The following is a 17,849-nucleotide window of genomic DNA, read 5'->3' as shown; positions in this document are numbered from 1 at the left end:
AGCTCCCGCATGGCCGAAGTCAGAATTACCGACTTGCACAAGCGCTACGGCGCATTCCATGCCGTGCGCGGCATTGACCTCCACATCCGCGACGGCGAGTTCACGGTCCTGGTTGGGCCCTCCGGTTGCGGCAAGAGCACTCTGCTGAGGACCATCGCAGGACTGGAGGAGAGCTCACAAGGCACGATCGAGATTGGCGGCGAGGTGGTTAATGATTTCCGGCCGCGCGATCGCGACGTGGCAATGGTGTTTCAAGATTATGCGCTCTATCCGCATATGAGCGTGGCCAAGAACATTGGCTTTGGCCTCAAGGCTCGCAAGATGCCGAAGCCAGAGGTCGAGTTGCGCGTCGCCGAGGCGGCACGCATGCTTGGCATCACTCCGTTGCTGGGGCGTTTTCCGCGCCAATTGTCAGGTGGCCAGCGCCAGCGCGTCGCCATCGGCCGCGCCATAGTCCGCAACCCCCGCATTTTTTTGTTCGACGAGCCGCTGTCCAACCTCGACGCACAACTTCGCGACGAAATGCGCGGCGAAATCAAACGCCTTCACCAGGACATTGCGACAACGATGATCTACGTCACCCATGACCAGATCGAAGCGATGACGTTGGCTGACCGCATCGTGCTGATGCGCGACGGGTTGATAGAGCAGCAGGGCGCGCCACTCGAGTTGTTCGAGCACCCGGCCTCAACGTTCGTCGCTGGGTTCCTGGGTTCGCCGCGGATGAGCTTCCTGCCAGGTACCCTTGCCTTGGACGCAGGCGCCGCTGCCATCCGGCTCGCGGATGCACTGCTGCCTTTAGCGCCCGGCAGGGGGCTGAAGGGCGTCGCGGACGGACAGCAGGTGCTGCTCGGGTTGAGGCCAGAACACCTCACTCGTGCGCACACTGCAACGCCGGAGCAGGGCACGTTTCGCTATGAGGCAACGATCGACCTGCTGCAGCCGACCGGCTCGCGCAGTTACGCGACATTCCGACTGGCCGGCGCGCCGGTGATGGCTGAGCTGCAGGCGCACGATGTCAGCCGTCCGGGCGAGAAGCTTGCGATCGACATCAACATGAACCGGGCCTCGATCTTCGACGCCACGACGGAGCGCGCAATTTGACCTCGGCAGCTTCCCTGGCAGTCCGCTTGTGTGGCACCGAAGAGCTCGAGGCACCGCTGCGCACGCTGCGCGCCGGATCCTTGTCGGTCGCGTTCGACAATGGGGCGTTGCGTTACATCCACGTTGGGACGATCGAGGTTTTGCGCGGAATCTCGTTTCTTGTACGGGACGAAAACTGGGGAACATGTACCACCGTTCTCGATGATCTGCGGATCGACGAGAGGCCGGATGCGTTCGCCATTGAATACCGTGCAACATGTGCTGCAACATCCGGCCGCCTGATTTACCGGGCGCGCGTCTCAGGCCGTGGCGATGGTGCGCTGTCGTTTGTGGCGGAGGCAGAGCCCGAGACTGACCTTTTGACGAATCGGACCGGCTTCGTCGTCCTTCATCCGATCGAGGGCTTAGCCGGCAAGCCGATAAAGGTGCTGCATGAGGATGGTCACGACGAGCTATCGTTCTTTCCGGACCACATCGATCCAAAATGTCCGTTCACCGACATCCGGGCGTTGTCGCACGAGATCGCGCCTGGGATCTGGGCGACATGCACCATGGAGGGTGATGCCTTTGAGATGGAGGACCAACGCAATTGGTCTGACGCCTCGTATAAAACATATGTCCGCCCTCTGCGTCGCCCGTGGCCTTACAGACTGCCCAAGGGCCAGAAATTCACGCAGGCCGTCCGGCTTCACGTGTCAGGAACGCTCCCTGCCGGGACGTCTGAAAATCGCAATCCACTCATCAACCTGACGATCGGCGGACCGGTCGGCCGAGTGCCCCGCACTGGCGTCGGCGTCGCCGCCGACGAGGCAAAGCACGCGCTCGAAGCCCCCGAGCTCCTACGACGAATGGCTCCCCAGTGGATGGTCTGCCAGGTCGATCTCCGGATCGCACACGGCCAGGACGAACTAGAAAGCTACGCCGCGCTCGCACGGCTGACCGGCGCTGGAGTGGTCCTCGAGATTATCACCAAGGGCACGCGCGATCCATTCGGCGAATTGGCGCCGGTCGCGGATGCTGTCCACTCACTCGGCCTCAAACTAGAAGCTGTCTCCGTCTTTCCGGCGCAGGACATGACATCCGTACAGCCGGGAGCACCGTGGCCGACTATGCCCAGCTTCCACGAAAGCTACTCCGCCGCTCGCCGGGCTTTCCCGGGCATCGCGCTGGGCGGCGGCATGGCCGCTTACTTCACCGAACTCAACCGCAAGCGTCCGCCAGCCGAAGCGCTCGACTACGTGACCTTCACCACCTGTCCCAGCGTGCACGCCGCAGATGATGTCTCGGTGATGGAGACACTTCAGGCAATCCCCCATCTAATCCGCTCCGCGCATGCTTTCATGGGGGAACGCTTGCCACTGCGTATCGGTCCCATCCAGCTCGGCTGCCGTGAGAACCCATACGGAAAATCCACTACGCCGAATGAAGCGAACGCTCGCGTCTGTCTATCGCGCATTGATCCTCGTCAGCGCGGGCTGTTCAATGCGGCTTGGACTGTCGGATATTTCGCGGCCTGCGCTCGCGAAGGAATCGAGGCCGTCGCGTTCGGTGACTTCGCCGGCCCCTTTGGCCAAATCCATAGGAAGGCTGATTTCGTGCAGCCATGGTATGATCAGCAGGATGGCCCAACGGTCTATCCCGCTTTCCATGTCTTGGCTGGTCTCTCAAAGCTCGGCGGAGCCACCTTGCTGTCCGTAGGAACTTCCGGCGCTGACGGCGTCGCCACGATCGCGGCTGAAAAAGATCGCCGCGTGACCCTGTGGGTCGCTAACCTTACCGCCAAGACGCAATCTGTGCGGCTTTCGGATTCGCCGAGCAGCGCCCGCATTGCTCTTCTCGGCGCCGAGCAGTTCGAGCGGGCGGCAACCGATCCCGACTTCATGGAAAGTTCCGCAAGACCGCTGGATGATCAAAGCATCTCGCTTGGCGCCTACGCCGTCGCGCGAGTCGACCTCGATCGATCGTCTTAGGCCTAGCCGATGTTCGCTGTTTGGCCAAACCCCCGTCAAAGATGAGGGTGGTAGTTCCATACTCTAAGGCAGCGCGTGGAATCCATCTCGCTTATACGTTCTACTATCGCCACGGCGACCAGGCTCGCTAGGTTCCGCCTGCCGAGACGCCAAGTTTTGAGGCCGCTCGCGCCGAAGCGATCCGTTGCGGAATCGGCCTGTTGGCTGATCTGGGCGATGACGATATGACCGGATGGTTAGTGCGCATGCGCGATCAGGCAGGCAACGAGCTTCGCACGATCAACGTCTGCGAGGCCGAAGCCGCACCGCAAACGGAAACAAGCCGGTTAGGCAGCACCGCTCACGTCTGTGTCGATACGCCAGCCCTTATTCAATTAGATCGTCGCCAGTCGGAACTTTTGTGATGTTGAGCCCTTGTCCATTGAACAGTGGAGGTACCAATGGCTAACCTGGGAAAATTGGCGATCGCGATGCTCGGCGTCTTGGCATACCAAAATCGCGACAAGATCGGCGACATGATCCGTGGAGCGGGTGATCGCAACCCAAATGATCCGCAAGGCGGGATTCTGGATCAGCTTTCAAAAGGCGTTTCGGGGACCGCGCTTGGCGATATTCTCGACCGGTTCAGAGGGGCAGGCGCCGGATCGAAGGTCGATTCGTGGGTAGGCACCGGGCCGAACGAGCCGATCCAGCCAAGCGAGGTGGAAGCAGCCATAGACGAAGACACCCTGACTTCCCTCTCGATGCAGACCGGCCTTTCGCGCGAGGAGCTCATAAGCCGGATCACGCGAGATTTGCCTGAGGCCGTCAGCAAAATGACGCCTACTGGTGAATTGCCCGTTGAGGCGCCGAAAAGCTCCGGTGAGACGACCTTGCTCGACGACGTGCCATCGCACAGGACGCAAGCGAATTCAGGCGGCCAAAGCGATATCTAAGGTGACGGCTATCCATCAGGGAGAGATACTAAATCGTACTGGCGCGCGAGTTGGCATGATCGGGCAGGGCGGTCACGGTGGTCATACAGCAAACGTACTTGCCGAGTTGGATCTATTGGCCGCGCTACTCGATTCCCGCTGGCGCATTCCAGGCACATCAATTCGTTTTGGACTGGATGCGCTCGTAGGTCTGGTCCCCGTACTCGGAGATGCGGCAACGGGCATTGTCTCGGCCTACATCGTCTTGCGAGCTCGAAACGTCGGTGCCGGAAATGGGTTGGTCGCCCGCATGCTAGGCAACGTGCTGCTGGATACGCTCGTAGGAAGTGTCCCAATTCTCGGCTCGATCTTCGACGTCTATTTTAAGGCGAACAATCGCAACATCACTCTGCTGCGCCGCCACATCAACAAGTGAGGCGGATAACCAATCGTCGCGATGCAATTCTTCTAAAAGGCTCGGAACCGACAGGGGCGCTGGGGCTTGAGTCGCGATTCCTGGAGTCGCGAGCATATGACCAGTGCCATTGACCGGCTTTCGTTCATTGAGTTCCAATCGCCCACACTGGTCGAGAAAGCTCCCGAAGGCGGAGATTGGCTTCACGAGATCAAATATGACGGCTACAGGACGCAGCTGGTCGTTGAAGGCGGAAAGGCGCGAGCATTCACGCGTCGCGGCTACGATTGGTCCCACCGTTACAAGAGGATTGTTCAGGCCGCGGCAAGCTTGCCGGTCAAATCCGCTATCATCGATGGTGAAGCTGTCGTCCTGGGCGACACCGGCCTGCCGGACTATCAAGCCCTGGAACGTGAGCTGGGCAACCCAAGTTCGCTGCGGATGACTCTCTACGCTTTCGACCTCCTGTACCTCGATGGCCGTGATCTACGGGAACAACCGTTAGTGAAGCGCAAGGCTGCGCTGAAGAAGCTGCTGACCGAAACCGAGCCAACCCTGACTTATGCCGAGCATCTGGAGGTGAACGGCAAGGATATGTTCGACCATGCCTGCCGGATGGGCATAGAGGGAATCGTATCGAAGCGAGCGGATGCTCACTACCGCTCGGGCGTCCAGACCAGTTGGGTCAAGGTCAAATGTGTCAAGAGCGACACTTTTCCAATCGTGGCTTTCGTCGAGAAACTTGGCGCGCAGCCGCGCCGCATCGCATCGTTGTACATCGGCAGGCGAGAGGGCGACCGGCTGCTTTATGCCGGGAAGGCCCAGACCGGCTATACGCTGGACGCAGCCCGGCGCGTTAGGGAGCGGCTTAATCCGCTTGTTGTCGCCAAGTCACCGCTGTCGGAGCCGATCAAGAAGGCGACATGGGTCAAACCAGACGTTCTTGCCGAGGTACAATTCAGTGGCGTGTCTGACCGCGGCATCTTGCGGGAGGCGGTCTTCAAGGGACTACGCGAGGATCTTAAGGCAATCCCGCCCAAGCCTCCATCGCCCTCCAAGCGGAGGTCGGAAGGACAACACGGCGTCCCGCGCGAGAACATTCTCCAGCTGCTACCCGATGCGGTTGCACCTTCCAAGGAAGAGCTGGCAGACTATTGGCGCCGGGTCGCTGATCAAGCTCTAGTTCATCTGGTTCGGCGACCGCTGAAGCTGGTCCGCCACGCCTCCGGCGCAACCTTCTATCACAAGGGACCGCTACCTCGGATACCGTCGTCCGTGCACCAGCTCCGCGTTCAAAAGCGCGAAGGCGGCGAAGGCATTCGGGTATGGATAGATGACATGGATGGTCTGCTTGGCTTGGTCGAGATGGATGCCGTTGAGCTTCATCCTTGGAACGCGACGATTGAAGACATCGAACATGCGGACCGGCTCGTCCTCGACCTCGATCCCGGAGAAGGCGTGCCATGGGACGCTGTGATCGAGGCCACGCTGGCGCTACGGGGCATCTTGGAAGCGGCAGGCTTGGAGAGCTGGCCAAAGGTCACTGGCGGCAAAGGCATCCACTTGATGGCCCCGCTCGTTGCGAAGATGACCCATGACAGCGCCCGGAAACTGGCCAAGTCGCTCGCCCACCGTCTGGTTGATACCGATCCTGACCGATACCTGTTGTCAGCTGACCCCGCAGCCCGAGGAGGCCGGATCTTTCTCGACTATCTCCGCAACGGACGGGGCAATACCGCAATAGGCGCTTTTTCCCCGCGAGCGCGGCCCGGCTTCCCAATTGCCCACCCGGTCACATGGAAGCAAGTCGAGGCGGGCATCCGGCCAGACGTTTTCACGCTCGCGCAGCCTTTCAGACCCGCTCGTCGAAAAGCCGCGTGATGCGTCGCGACCATCAGCCGATATCAGCCCGTTTTCTTGCCTCGCGTTCGAGCCTCTTCCGGTCGTTGCCGTGTTCTCTGATTAGCTCGCGGACCTGTTCTGGCGTGATACGATGCTGTTTGGCGAAATAGCGAACCTCATAATCTTCATCGACTGGTACACGATTGCGATCTCGAAAATCACGCTTGCTCTTATCGTCTGCCATTATCTTTCCTCCTGATCAGAGAAACAACGACCGACGTTGTATGTTCCCGGCGCCTCACTTCGGCCGCCAGAGGCGCGGGCTGTCCGACCGTACTGGGGCCGCAGGCATTGCGAAAGTGATCTGGCGAAAGTTGGTTGGCCAAAGGCGAGGGTGATTTCGTTTGCTGTTCGGGATAGCTGACCGTCGATCGAGCCTGCCTGCGGGCCTCTTGTTTTTTTACGACGCCAGTCGGAACCCCGACGGGTCGCAGATGGTTCAGATGCGCATCCGGGCTATCAACGAGGATCGTGAGCAAAATGGCGGGGGGTGACCACGAAGGCGACAAAGCTGCGCTCCGGGAAAGCCCAAAGTTTCGTCTAGGACGCATGACCCGGGTCACAGTGCCGCGGCACGTGTTCGACTTCATCACCAAGGTCGGCCGCATAGACCACGCCGGAGCTCTCGCAATGTTGCAGAGGCATATGGGAGATCGAGAGGCGGTCTTTTCGGAACTGATGGCTCGGCCAGAGCGCTAGACCAGCCTGCCGAGTGACGCTCAGTTAATCCCTATCGCGGCGCCCAGCCTGCCTTTCCGTTGCCGCTCAGTAAGCCGGCACAAGGCGCGTGTTTCGCAACGGCAAGGCCATGGTGAACTGCAAGCCGTCACGATGGTAGTTCAATTCGATCTTTGCGTTGCATTGCACGGTCACGACTTTTTCCAGAAGTGTCGTGCCAAACCCCCGGCGACTGGGCTGCTCTACTTTCGGCCCATCTCGTTCCCGCCAGTCAAGATTGACGATCTGTGTATCGCCGGACCCGCCTAACGACCAGCGGACATCAAGGCGGCCTCCCGTTTGCGAAAGCGCGCCAAACTTCGACGAATTGGAGGCCAGTTCGTGGAAAGCCATCCCGACGGGGACCGCAATGTCGGCGACTAGCGCTACGTTCGGGCCTTCCATAACGATACGCGGCCTGTCGCGCGTCTCATAGTGGTCAAGCTCGCTTTCGAGCAGCTTGTGCAGGGAGGCAGTCTGCCAATAATCGTCGGTAAGCATCGAATGGGTCTGGGCCAGGGAAACGAGCCTGGCTGAAAAATCGCGTACGAAATCATCGACGTTGCCGCTCGACTTGGCCGTCGCGCCCATCATGGCGCGAACGTTGGCCAGCGTGTTCTTGACGCGGTGATGCAGCTCGCGGATGAGCAATTTCTGCCGATCGGCGACCTCCCGCTTCTGTTCGATGTAGGACTGGACCTCACGCTGGCGGGCGCGGGCACGCAAGGCGGAGCGCACCGAGTTGGCGAGGCTCGAAGCCAGAAATGGCCGTTCAAGCACGATCAGATAGCGGTCCAGAAATGCCATCCGCGTGTCGACTTCGTTCCCCCGCATCGTCAGAAGCACGATCGGAAAATCCGACCATGCGGGTTGGGCTTCAAGCCAGGCCGCAAACTGCGTTCGATCGGAACTGAGCAGGGCCTCCTCGGCCACGACAAGGCACTGAGCCTCGTCGAGAAGCTGCACTGCCTCTTCCAAGCTGCCGCACACACGCGAGGCAATCTGGTTTGTAGCCAGGATGGAGGCCGCGATCCTCGCGTCACGGCCAAGCGGCGCCAGCACGAGAACGGCGGGGCTGGACGACATCACAGCGCCTTATCCCTCAGAAGGTCTGTCGGCTTGCCTTCAAATTCCGGAGATCCCATCAGGATGCCGCGGAATTGTTCCAGTGGCTCACCTACGGCCACGCCGTTACCGCCGATTTTAAACTCACGAATTGTCTCTTCGTGGGGGCCGACACGTTTCTTGACAACGGAAATCGCGCGTCTCAACTGACCTGCGTTCTCGAAGAAGCGCAGAAGCATGATGGAATCGCAGAGATAGGTCATGTCGACCGGCGCTGCCGTTTGCCCAAACAGCCCGTGATTGGCCAACAGCAGGATCGTCGCCACTGCCTTCTGATTGAGATAGGTGAGGATCTCGTGCATCTGAAGCACCAGATGTTGTTCTTCGGACATGGCATTGAGATAGCCAGTTAGGCTGTCGATCACGACGATCCGCACATTGGATTCTTCGACGGCCGCTTGGATGCGCGAAGACAATTCGCCTGGTGAAAGCTCAGCCGGATTGACAGATTCAAGCATCAGCGTGCCGTCCTCGGCAAACGGCTCCAGGTGCATGCCGAGCCCGGCGGCGCGCGCCAAGAAGATGCGCTTTGTCTCGTCAAACAACAGCACCAGCACACGCTCGCCACGCTCGAGTGCGGCATAGCAATAGGTGCAGGCAATGGTAGACTTGCCAACGCCAGACGGCCCCATCAGCATCGTGCTGGTACCACGGGCCAGCCCGCCGCCAAGCAGGGTGTCGATCCGGTTGTTGCTCATGGCCGGCGTATCATGCTCGGCCACCTCATGCTCGGCTGCAACGAGCCGCGGATAGGCGATAACGCCGCCTGGGCGAATGACGAAATCGTGAAAGCCGCCCCGGATCTGCACGCCGCGCATTTTGATCACGCGTAGCCGCCGGCGCTCTCCACCATAGACGGGCGACAGCTGCTCCATCCGAATGACGCCGTGACTGATCGAATGCAAATTGAGATCATCCTGCTCAGCGGTCAGGTCGTCGAGCATAAGCACCGTCACATTGTTGAGCATGAAGAAGCTCTTCAATGCCAACACCTGGCGCCGATACCGCAGTGACCCTTGCGATAAAAGTCGAATTTCAGAGAGCGAATCGAACACCACGCGATCGGGTCTGACGCGTCCGATCTCGGCCATGGCAGACTGCACGGTTTCGCCGAGTTCCAATTCCGAGGAATGGATCAATGTCTGTAGCTGCGCCGGATCGAAACTGAGCTCCGGCGGCACAAGTTCAAGAATTTGCACCCCCTTCAGGTCCCAGCCGTGACGGCCAGCAACCGAGAGCAGTTCGCGCTTGCTTTCTGACAAAGTGATGTAAAGGCATGTCTCGCCTTTCTTGGCGCCCTCGATCAAAAACTGGAGGCCAAGAGTGGTTTTTCCAGAACCTGGTTTCCCTTCGATGAGATGGGAGCGGTTCCTGGCGTAGCCGCCACGAAGAATGTAGTCGAGCCCGCTAACTCCAGTTGCGATCGCTGAGGCGTCGTCTCTGTCCAACTAATCCCCCAATGTAATTTCGAGAACCAGATAACGACGGGCACCTTTGGCGGTTCCACGTCTCTCGGTGAGCGCTATTGTCGTGAGACGAAAAGGCGACAGAAGCGCAGCAAAAAAGGGCGCCGTACCTCTCGGAGCCCTTTTTCAAGTTCAGTTTGGAACCGGCGACCTACCAGCCTTGCCGGCCATACCAGTCATCGATGTCGCGCTGAGCGCGGTCCTTCTCAATGCCGTAGCGCTCCTGAATCTTGCCTTCCAACTGATCGCGGTTACCGGCAATACGGTCCAGATCATCGTCTGTGAGTTTGCCCCACTGTTCCTTGACCTTGCCCTTTACCTGCTTCCAATTGCCTTCGACACAGTTCCAGTCCATGGCACCTATCCTTGTTTGTTTCGGACTGAGAAAAACGCCGTAACGCTACCGGAGTTCCCGTCAAGTTTGAGCAGATCGACCGATCGAAGCGTGGCGAGGTAGGCGGCCCCGAAGCAACCCGCTCTGGAACGCGATGATTGGCTTGCCGCGCCGGCTGTGTTCTCCACAGTCTTGGCCACAGTCGCTCGCGAGACCAGCTTCGTTGGACAAACAGCGACAGGGATAGCGTGAAGCCAACTATGCTGCGTTGGTCATCCAAGCCTGGCGTCAGATACTAATTCTTGCTGTTGGGAGCCATGTTCCCTGCGGCTTTTGCCCTGAAGCGCCTTACCCGGCTGCGTGTGCCGCAGCTCTCATCCGAGCACCACCGCCTGCGCCCGCCACGCGAGGTGTCGATGAAAAGCCAACCGCAGTTCGGCCCGGTGCACTCGCGCACGCGGCGGCGGTCATTCCTGGACACCAAAAACTCGGCTGTCTCAAAGGCCACGCGGTGGCCGATCGTGTTCAGACTGGCTGCGTCGGTCCACTGCCAAGCGAGGCGGTCGCCGGACGGGAAAAGCGAGCGCTTCGGCAGGGCTAGGGCGACTGCATCGCGCACGATTTGCAAGGCATCGTCCGGCACCCGGGCGCCTGCCGCCTCGGCCTGGAGAGCCGCGTAAACGGCCTCGCGCAAAATCTTGGCCTTTTCCAATGCCGCCTCCGCAAGGAGCGGGCGGGCGGAAGCCTCCGCGAGCAGTGCTCGCGCCTCATCGACGTCGATCAAATCGGCACGTCCAGCCCAGACGACCAGGTCGGCATAGGTCTGCAAGAGGTCTGGGCCCCATACATCGCGTCGCGCGTCGACCGTGTTGACGAAGTCCAGGCAGGCGTGACCGCCAACCATGCGCATGTCGACGATAGTCTTCGCACAATCCATCCCCGAAAACATCGGTTGGCGGAACCGTATTGGCAAGAGGCCGTTGTAACGAAATAAACGTCTTTTGGCCGTTACGACGAACCAACAACGCCCAGCGAAGGCTGCTTCCGATGAACCGCAACACAGCGACATTTTTGGTTTTATGTGTGATCTGGGGCACCACGTGGATCGGTATCAAGGCAGGGATCGCCACCGTGCCGCCTCTGATGTTCGCAGGCACGCGTTTTACAGTAGCCGGCTTGCTGATCCTCAGTGCGACGCGCCTAAGGGGCGCTGCTCTACCACGGGTGGCGAAAAGGAGTTGGCCGCGCCTTTTCGTTGTTACGTTGTTTATGATTCCGCTTTGCTATGGCCCACTCTTTTGGGGCATGCTCTACATCGATACGGGCACCGCGGCTGTTCTTGAGCTTTCGCTGACCCCCGTCACGCTGCTTGGGTTTGCGTTGCTTCTGGGGGACGAACGCTATGACGGCCGCAGGCTCTTTGCGATTTTGCTCGGTGCGGCCGGTCTGTGCGTCCTGTTCGAGCCCGAAGCCTATGCTAGTTGGACACACGCAGACCAGCAGGGCAGGGGGCTCCGGCTGCTGGCGATGACAGCGGTGGCGTCGGCAGCTGTAATCTATGCATGGGGTTCGGTGCTCGCGCGGCCGCTTCTTGAGGTATATTCATCGGACTTCATCGCCGGCTTCACCACCCTTTTCGGGGGCGCATTCCTAATTCTCATCTCACTCGTTGTGGAGCCAGGCGCGGCCGCGGCTCTAAAAGGCGATTGGGGCTGGCCGGCCTGGGCCGGGTGGCTGTTCCTCGTGCTGTTTGGTTCGTTCATAGGCTACACACTCTTTATCCGGCTCCTGCACGAAATCGGCGCCTCGCGCGCCGGAGCATTTGCCTTCGTCTCACCCGTGATTGCCGTCGTGCTTGGCATCATCACCTACGGCGAGGAGGTTAGCCTGATCGACATCATCGGCATGGCTATCATGCTCTTCGCAGCGTTTCTTGCGCTACGCGAGCGCAAACAGGAAACATCATCCGCTTCCCCGCCGTTGATTCCACGCTCCGCGCGGGCCGATGGCAGAACATGAAAGACGGCGCGCGCATCCAGCCGCCAATCAGCCTTGAGATGGAAAAGCACAAGGTTCTCGTCTATGCGAAAAGAGGGCTCTCCCGGCAGCGTATCCCGCCTACCACCGGCGGCGAGGAAAGCTCCAGCCCATACGACAACACTAGTCGGCGAGGGATTTTGCCGAGTTGCTGTCAAGATTGCAGGCGGGATTTGATGGAAAAATCGCGAGGCTGCAATCAGCGACTTATTCGTTCCGATGGCGATGCAGGCTATCCGCCAACGCGTCGACAAACTGTCAGCCGCATCGCTTCAGTTCCGCCACCTGAACCCCGAGACGGAATGCCTGACCATCGGCATAAGAACGTGCATAGCTTTCGGCTTCGAACGGAAACGTCAGGGTGCTGCCGTAGGCGGTGACGCGGACCGTCCACTTCTTGTCGCGAACGAGTTCGACCGAATTCTCGGGCGACGTCATGATTTCCTCCGGCACCAGCAAGGCGAAGGCACGGATAACGTCGCAAAGGTCGTTTGAATGCAAACAATCCGACATGCTCATGTCGCTTGTTCTATACGCCCAGACTTTCTCTCGATTAGAGCAGCGCCACGGCTGCAATGTCGGTGGCGTTAAGTCCCCTAGCTGCCAAGACCTTTCCCATCGCGTTGGTCCCCTTGCGGCGTCACGCAGCGACCTTTCTGAACCCAACCGCCGAGATTGTCAGCCCGCAGTGTCCCGAGAGAATAGCCGGCAAGCCGCACGGTGCGAATGGCAACTCTGCGACGACTGCTTCAACAACTTTCGCGACTGGCTCATGTGAACGTCGACCACCTGGGCGCTCACACTGGCTTTCTGCGACCAGCCAGCTGCGATGAATTCATCACGGCTGATCACCTTTCAGGATTCTCGAGCCATGTGGCGCAGCAACTTGAACTCGATCGGCCCAAGAGGAATTTTCCCCGGTGCTGCAAACACGGTGGTATCGAGCTCCATCTCGACGTCGCGATATGTCAGTGGTCTGCGCTTCTGCGCCAATTTCGTGACGGTAGCCCAATCGCGAGCCTTCGCAGGTGGTCGAGGAGCTATTGCGGCGCAAATGGTCTGATGAAGCGTTCGTCGACCCGGGCTGCAACAGCCTGTGCTGACCTTCAGCGCCTGGGGATATCAAGGCGACACAGGGCAGGGAATTGGTCCGGGCATCCCGCTTCAGCCGGCCGCTCCCCGTCGCCAGCTCATTGTCTGGCCGACAGTCCAGCACAATTCCCACGCACCGGCCTTTTCGCGGCAAGACCTAGCGCGTCATCGATCGAGCGGGCCAGCTTGCTGCCGAAACCATCCACCTGCAGAATGTGGCCTCGGAGCAGGTAGAACTCCGCATCCTGCGAGGGAGATGCACCGGCCGCGGCTCCGTCGAACTCAGCGAGGGAAACGGAAGTCAGCTCTTCGCAGTTCAACTTCGAGAGCAGACGTTCCTGGATTGGCCTTGGCACATTTGTGAACGGTCGATTCCAATGGCTGTCAAAGAGTACGGCGCGACATTGAGGCGCCAGCGAACCAGCTCGAAACCGGTCGACCTAGTATCCGGGCCGGGTCAATCCGAGACAATTTCGTAGTGAAGAAGCTGGGCTTCGTCGAGTGCCGACTTCACTCCAGGCGAGATGACGCCGGAGCCGAAGAGGATAATATCTTCACGGCGTACGAATACTTCATGGCCGAGTCCCATGGACACAAATGTGCCCGAAGAGCTTCGTTCGAGAAGCCGAGCTCTGCCATTCAATATGGTGAAGGCGGCGTGGCGCCTCGATACCCAGGGCCGCTCGACGATGATGTCGCATTCCGCCGATCTGCCGATTGTCACGGATTCGCCGTTTCGACAGGATCGCAGCTGATCTCTGTAGCGGATGACCAGATGAATCTGCCGCGGCAGGACCGAGCGTCTATCTGTAGTGGCGCCATGGCTGGTGATCTGCGTACCGGGGGCCCCATCGTCGCTCCACAGGGTATAGACATCGAAGAACTCTTGCTTCCCCTTCAAGGCCATTTTGTCGAGGAGCCGCAGGCCCTTGCGGCTTCTCGGGGAAAGGGCTTCGCAGAAGCTCTGGCTGATCAGCACCTCTCCGGGGTTCGCCGTGGTGGACAACCTTGCGGTGACATTGACAACGTCACCGAATATCGCGCCCCGCGCCCGAATGACCGCCCCGAAATGCAATCCGATACGGGCGCTCAACGGCCCTTTAGTCAGTTGATGGGTAATTTGGCAGACGGCCCTCAGCGCCATTTCCGGGCTCTCGAAGAGGCTGAGTATGTCATCCCCTTTCGAGTAAATGAAATCACCACGGTGCTTGGCGACAATCTCGCGCATCGTGTCCAGGCAATCCGAGACCTGCTGTAGAGCGGCATCGTCTCCGATCCGCTCATAGAGTGGCGTGCTGCCCACGACATCAGCTAAGAGGACTGCGGCAAGAAGCGTTTCCTGGTCCATCGATCTCGTGTCCGACCCAAAAAGTCAGCGTGCGTGTATAACACACGAGGTTGCCTGCGACATATCTGCTCGTGCGCCTGGGCCGGGGCGATGCCTCAGGTGATCGTCGCGGACGGACGGGCGTATGCCATTCGTCGGCTTCGTGCCGACATCCAGAACCCTCTTCGCCCCAATCGTTCGCGACTTCGGTGCTATGAGTGGACTTGGTCTTTTTAGGTTCGGAAAGGCTGACCGAGTTGCAACGGGCGACGGCCTTCTCATGCACCATCAACCACGACCCCATCTCGGCCCTCCGACTTCGCACGGAATAGTGCCAGATCGGCGGCTTTGACGAGATCATTCGGGCTCTCGTTCGTATTTGGGACCGGTGGCGACGCCAACGCCGTGCTTTGCGATAAGATCACGGATCCATTGATCAGATTTCAGGTATATTCTCTTTGAAGATCACCTGAAGTCGTGGTTGATGCGGTTCATAGTTCAGGTGCCTGACAGAGTGGCTTAAAATGTTGAGCGCTTCCCGCGCCTCGACGCGCGGATTTTGATCTATGACCGCATCGAGCGTCCCATCCAACAAAAGTTCCTTGGTGCCGTCTGTCACCTCGTGGCCGAGAAAGAGAATGTCTTTGGCGCGTCCACGCTCCTTCAGCGCCCGAGCGATGCCGGTGTTGCCGGCGCCGACATTGTAGATCGCGGCAAGATCGGGGTGCCGGTCCAGAAGCGCTGATGCTTCCGAATAAGCCTTCTCTCGGTCATCCAGCATTTCGCGCATCTCGACGATCTCGAGATTGGGCGACTCCTCGGTCAAGATGTGCCGGAATCCCATTTCGCGTTCCTCATGGCCGCGATAGGACAGCGAGCCGGCGAACAGCGCCACCTTGCTTGGGCGTTCCGACCCCATGAAGCGGTTGAGCAGATAGCCGGCCAGCCGCCCCGCGGCGCGGTTGTCGATGCCGATATAGGCCACTCTCGGAACATGCAGGATGTCGGAGGCGATGGTCACCACCTTGACGTCATTGGCCGACAGCGAGCGGATCGCCTCGCGCACCGTTGGATGATCGAGCGCGATCACGCCGACGCCTTGTGTCTGTCCACGCAATTCTTGCAGCAGGCGGGCGAGCCGGTCGGGGTTGAAGCCCTCTATGGTGGCGATGTGGACGTCGAGATCGGGGCGCGCTAGGGCCTGCGCCTCGATGTGTCGATGCAGCATCTTGATGAAGGAATTGGTGCCGGCCGGCAGAGCGAAGTCGAGACGGATGACCTCTCCAGGTGAGGGCCTGGGCGGCGCTCCGTTCGGGCCCTCCGCGATGTAGCCGAGGCGCTGCGCCATTTCGAGCACTATCTCACGCGTGCGCGCCCGCACACCGGGCCTGTTGTTCAGCACGCGGTCGACGGTGGCGGCGGAAACGCCGGCTTCCCGGGCTATGTCAGTCAAGGTGGAACGCACCGTCTTCATCTCCTCAATGCATAAGATCGCACAATGCCGCTAGCCCGTCCGACGGCCATAGCTGCCAGCCATCAGCGATTCTGATGGGAAATGATGTATCCAGCCTAAGCCGATGCGCAAGGAGGTTGGGCTAAATCGCGTCGCCCGGCGTGATAGTCGCGTGCCAGAAAGGCAGATTTCCCATCAAATCGAGGCATTGAGCCGGTGTGTCGACCTTTGCATGACGTATTTTCTCCGCAGTTGCGGTGTTACGATGTATTTTGAGTATTTATGATGTTGACAGCCTTCCGGTGCTGCCGTCAATATCCCTCAATGGGCTCGTGGAGGAAACATCGGGCCTGAGGGAGGAATTCCAATGTCTGATTTGATCCGCATATCGCGACGCCGATTGTTGGCGTCCGGAGGAAAGGCGGCGGCGTTCGTGGCTGCGGCCGGTATCGCACCGCAATTCATCCGTCCCGGCCGTGCCGTTGCGGCCGACGCGCTGGCGCCAGGCATGGTAGGCGGCCCCACCGGTTTCGAGGGCGCCGAGCGCTATCAATATGGCGCCGACACGCCGGAAGGCCGTGCCGTTGAGGCGGCCAAGGCCTTGAAGGGAGCAGGCAAGGCGCCGGCCAAGATCGTGCTTGGCCTGTCGGATGGCTCGATTGGTCAACTCACACAGCCTTTCCCGGCGGGTGCGCCGTCGATCAAGGAGCTGTGGGAAAAGGAAACCGGCATCCAGATTGAGATCGTCGGCCTGCCGAACGGCCAGGAATTCACCAAGACGATGCAGGACATCTCCACCAAGGGTGGGGCCTATGACATCTACTCGACGGAATGGAACCGCCTCGGCGACCTTGCCGAGACCGGCGGCATCGCCAAGCTCGACGACTTCGTCGCCCAGTACAAGCCCGAATGGGACGATCCCAAGACAGGCTATGTCGACGGCGCCAAGGGCGTGTCGCTGCTCAACAAATATCGCGGGTCCAACTATGGCGTGTCGCTGGACGGCGACTTCCAGACCTGGGTCTACCGCACCGACCTGTTCGGCGACGCCGCCGAGCAGAAGGCGTTCAAGGACAAATTCGGCTACGATCTGGCGCCGCCGAAGACCTGGAAGCAGCACAGTGACATCGCGGGCTTCTTCCAGCGGCCCGACAAGGGCCTGTTCGGCTCCACCGACCTGCGCAACCAGGGCTGGGGCTACACCAACTGGTATCAGCGCTATGTCTCGATGGCATCGCCCAACCAGTTCCTGTTCGGCGACGACGGCAAGCCGCTGATCAATTCCGAGCACGGCATTGCCGCCACCAACGAATATGTCGGCTCGCTCGTTCATCACTCGCCGGACGCGATCTCCTGGGGCTGGCCGGAGCAGTATGGAAATTTCGCCAAGGGCGGCGCGGCGATGACCTGCGCCTTCTCGAACCTGCCGAAATTCCTCGACAATGCCGGCAACAAGGATTCCGCCGTCACCGGCAAGATCGGCTCGATGCTGCCGCCCGGCCGCGAAGTCGACGGCAAGCTGATCAGCCGTTCCGTGCTGTGGTTCTCGCTGACCGGCATGGTCTCGTCTCAGTCGAAAAACCAGGAGGTCGCCTACCTCTTGCTGCAGTGGCTGGGCTCCGCCCGCATCTATGCCTGGATGAGCGCCAATCCGGGCGGCTATCTCGATCCGTTCCGGCTCTCGGATTTCTCCGATCCGCTGGTGCGCCAGACCTACCACGCCTACCACATCGACGTGGTGCGCGAGACCGTCGCCCGCACGGTGCCGACGATCAACTATCCCGGCGCCACCGCCTTCCACAACGCATTGGACGAAAACCTGATGGCGTCGCTGACCAAGGCCAAGACGGCGGAACAGGCGATGGCCGACACGGAAGCGGAGTGGAAGAAGATCGCCCGCCGCATCGGCGAGGACAAATTGCTTGAAGCCATAAGGACCAACAAGGAGGCCTGGCCGACTGTTCTCGACCCGATCAGCTGATCCGTCTCCCTG

Annotated in this window: 16 protein-coding genes and 1 pseudogene; 8 read left to right on the top strand and 9 right to left on the bottom strand. The window is 60.0% G+C overall.

Annotated features, from left to right (window positions below; genetic code table 11):
- The first annotated feature begins 9 nt into the window (after positions 1 to 9).
- The 6 genes and pseudogenes from ACYG9Y_RS13735 (at position 10) to ligD (ending at position 6,284) form a co-directional block, all read left to right on the top strand.
- Entirely contained in the window at positions 10 to 1,104 is a 1,095-nt protein-coding gene (locus ACYG9Y_RS13735; RefSeq protein ID WP_023739347.1) for an ABC transporter ATP-binding protein, read from the top strand.
- On the top strand, positions 1,101 to 3,074 hold the full coding sequence (locus tag ACYG9Y_RS13730; RefSeq protein WP_023739348.1) for a hypothetical protein: 1,974 nt from the start codon (positions 1,101 to 1,103) through the stop codon (positions 3,072 to 3,074). The genes ACYG9Y_RS13735 and ACYG9Y_RS13730 overlap by 4 nt, the downstream gene beginning before the upstream one ends.
- 155 nt (positions 3,075 to 3,229) lie before the next feature.
- Positions 3,230 to 3,478: pseudogene (locus ACYG9Y_RS13725) on the top strand (hypothetical protein); the annotation flags it as partial.
- A gap of 36 nt (positions 3,479 to 3,514) precedes the next feature.
- Positions 3,515 to 4,009 (top strand): YidB family protein, encoded by a 495-nt coding sequence (locus tag ACYG9Y_RS13720; RefSeq protein ID WP_023682271.1) that lies wholly within the window; start codon positions 3,515 to 3,517, stop codon positions 4,007 to 4,009.
- A gap of 55 nt (positions 4,010 to 4,064) precedes the next feature.
- Positions 4,065 to 4,424, top strand: a complete 360-nt coding sequence (locus ACYG9Y_RS13715; protein ID WP_032998960.1) for a DUF4112 domain-containing protein — start codon at positions 4,065 to 4,067, stop codon at positions 4,422 to 4,424.
- 96 nt (positions 4,425 to 4,520) lie between these two features.
- Entirely contained in the window at positions 4,521 to 6,284 is a 1,764-nt protein-coding gene (ligD, locus tag ACYG9Y_RS13710) for a DNA ligase D (protein WP_023740286.1), read from the top strand.
- 13 nt (positions 6,285 to 6,297) lie between these two features.
- Here the strand turns inward: ligD and ACYG9Y_RS13705 are convergent, their stop codons facing one another.
- The 5 genes from ACYG9Y_RS13705 to ACYG9Y_RS13685 all read right to left on the bottom strand — a co-directional run bounded on the left by ACYG9Y_RS13705 (position 6,298) and on the right by ACYG9Y_RS13685 (position 10,857).
- Positions 6,298 to 6,489: a DUF3606 domain-containing protein gene (locus tag ACYG9Y_RS13705; RefSeq protein ID WP_084014408.1), complete on the bottom strand. Its 192-nt coding sequence runs from the start codon at positions 6,487 to 6,489 to the stop codon at positions 6,298 to 6,300.
- Between the two features lie 581 nt (positions 6,490 to 7,070).
- The gene (locus ACYG9Y_RS13700; protein WP_023740290.1) at positions 7,071 to 8,108 is read right to left on the bottom strand and encodes a sensor histidine kinase; all 1,038 of its coding nucleotides are present in this window, start codon (positions 8,106 to 8,108) and stop codon (positions 7,071 to 7,073) included.
- Positions 8,108 to 9,595 (bottom strand): ATPase domain-containing protein, encoded by a 1,488-nt coding sequence (locus tag ACYG9Y_RS13695; RefSeq protein ID WP_023742796.1) that lies wholly within the window; start codon positions 9,593 to 9,595, stop codon positions 8,108 to 8,110. The genes ACYG9Y_RS13700 and ACYG9Y_RS13695 overlap by 1 nt, the downstream gene beginning before the upstream one ends.
- A gap of 169 nt (positions 9,596 to 9,764) precedes the next feature.
- On the bottom strand, positions 9,765 to 9,968 hold the full coding sequence (locus ACYG9Y_RS13690; RefSeq protein ID WP_023740292.1) for a CsbD family protein: 204 nt from the start codon (positions 9,966 to 9,968) through the stop codon (positions 9,765 to 9,767).
- A 274-nt stretch (positions 9,969 to 10,242) separates the two neighbouring features.
- Positions 10,243 to 10,857: a CGNR zinc finger domain-containing protein gene (locus ACYG9Y_RS13685; protein WP_031198225.1), complete on the bottom strand. Its 615-nt coding sequence runs from the start codon at positions 10,855 to 10,857 to the stop codon at positions 10,243 to 10,245.
- A 137-nt stretch (positions 10,858 to 10,994) separates the two neighbouring features.
- Here ACYG9Y_RS13685 and ACYG9Y_RS13680 point away from each other — a divergent pair, with 137 nt between their 5' ends.
- The gene (locus ACYG9Y_RS13680) at positions 10,995 to 11,966 is read left to right on the top strand and encodes a DMT family transporter (protein ID WP_023749390.1); all 972 of its coding nucleotides are present in this window, start codon (positions 10,995 to 10,997) and stop codon (positions 11,964 to 11,966) included.
- 276 nt (positions 11,967 to 12,242) lie between these two features.
- Here ACYG9Y_RS13680 and ACYG9Y_RS13675 read toward each other — a convergent pair whose 3' ends face one another.
- The 4 genes from ACYG9Y_RS13675 to ACYG9Y_RS13660 all read right to left on the bottom strand — a co-directional run bounded on the left by ACYG9Y_RS13675 (position 12,243) and on the right by ACYG9Y_RS13660 (position 15,868).
- Positions 12,243 to 12,422: a hypothetical protein gene (locus ACYG9Y_RS13675; protein WP_031253500.1), complete on the bottom strand. Its 180-nt coding sequence runs from the start codon at positions 12,420 to 12,422 to the stop codon at positions 12,243 to 12,245.
- Positions 12,423 to 12,662: 240 nt separating this feature from the next.
- The gene (locus ACYG9Y_RS13670) at positions 12,663 to 12,836 is read right to left on the bottom strand and encodes a helix-turn-helix domain-containing protein (protein ID WP_084014410.1); all 174 of its coding nucleotides are present in this window, start codon (positions 12,834 to 12,836) and stop codon (positions 12,663 to 12,665) included.
- 697 nt (positions 12,837 to 13,533) lie between these two features.
- Positions 13,534 to 14,424, bottom strand: coding sequence for an adenylate/guanylate cyclase domain-containing protein (locus tag ACYG9Y_RS13665; protein ID WP_023731706.1), 891 nt, complete (start codon positions 14,422 to 14,424; stop codon positions 13,534 to 13,536).
- Positions 14,425 to 14,839: 415 nt separating this feature from the next.
- Entirely contained in the window at positions 14,840 to 15,868 is a 1,029-nt protein-coding gene (locus ACYG9Y_RS13660; RefSeq protein ID WP_023697399.1) for a LacI family DNA-binding transcriptional regulator, read from the bottom strand.
- A gap of 355 nt (positions 15,869 to 16,223) precedes the next feature.
- On the opposite strand from ACYG9Y_RS13660, the gene ACYG9Y_RS13655 reads away from it, so the two are divergent.
- Positions 16,224 to 17,837 (top strand): extracellular solute-binding protein, encoded by a 1,614-nt coding sequence (locus ACYG9Y_RS13655; RefSeq protein WP_023749389.1) that lies wholly within the window; start codon positions 16,224 to 16,226, stop codon positions 17,835 to 17,837.
- The last annotated feature ends 12 nt before the right edge of the window (positions 17,838 to 17,849 follow it).

This window comes from Mesorhizobium sp. W050, from assembly GCF_054719535.1.
This window is presented reverse-complemented; position numbering and strand designations above follow the sequence as displayed.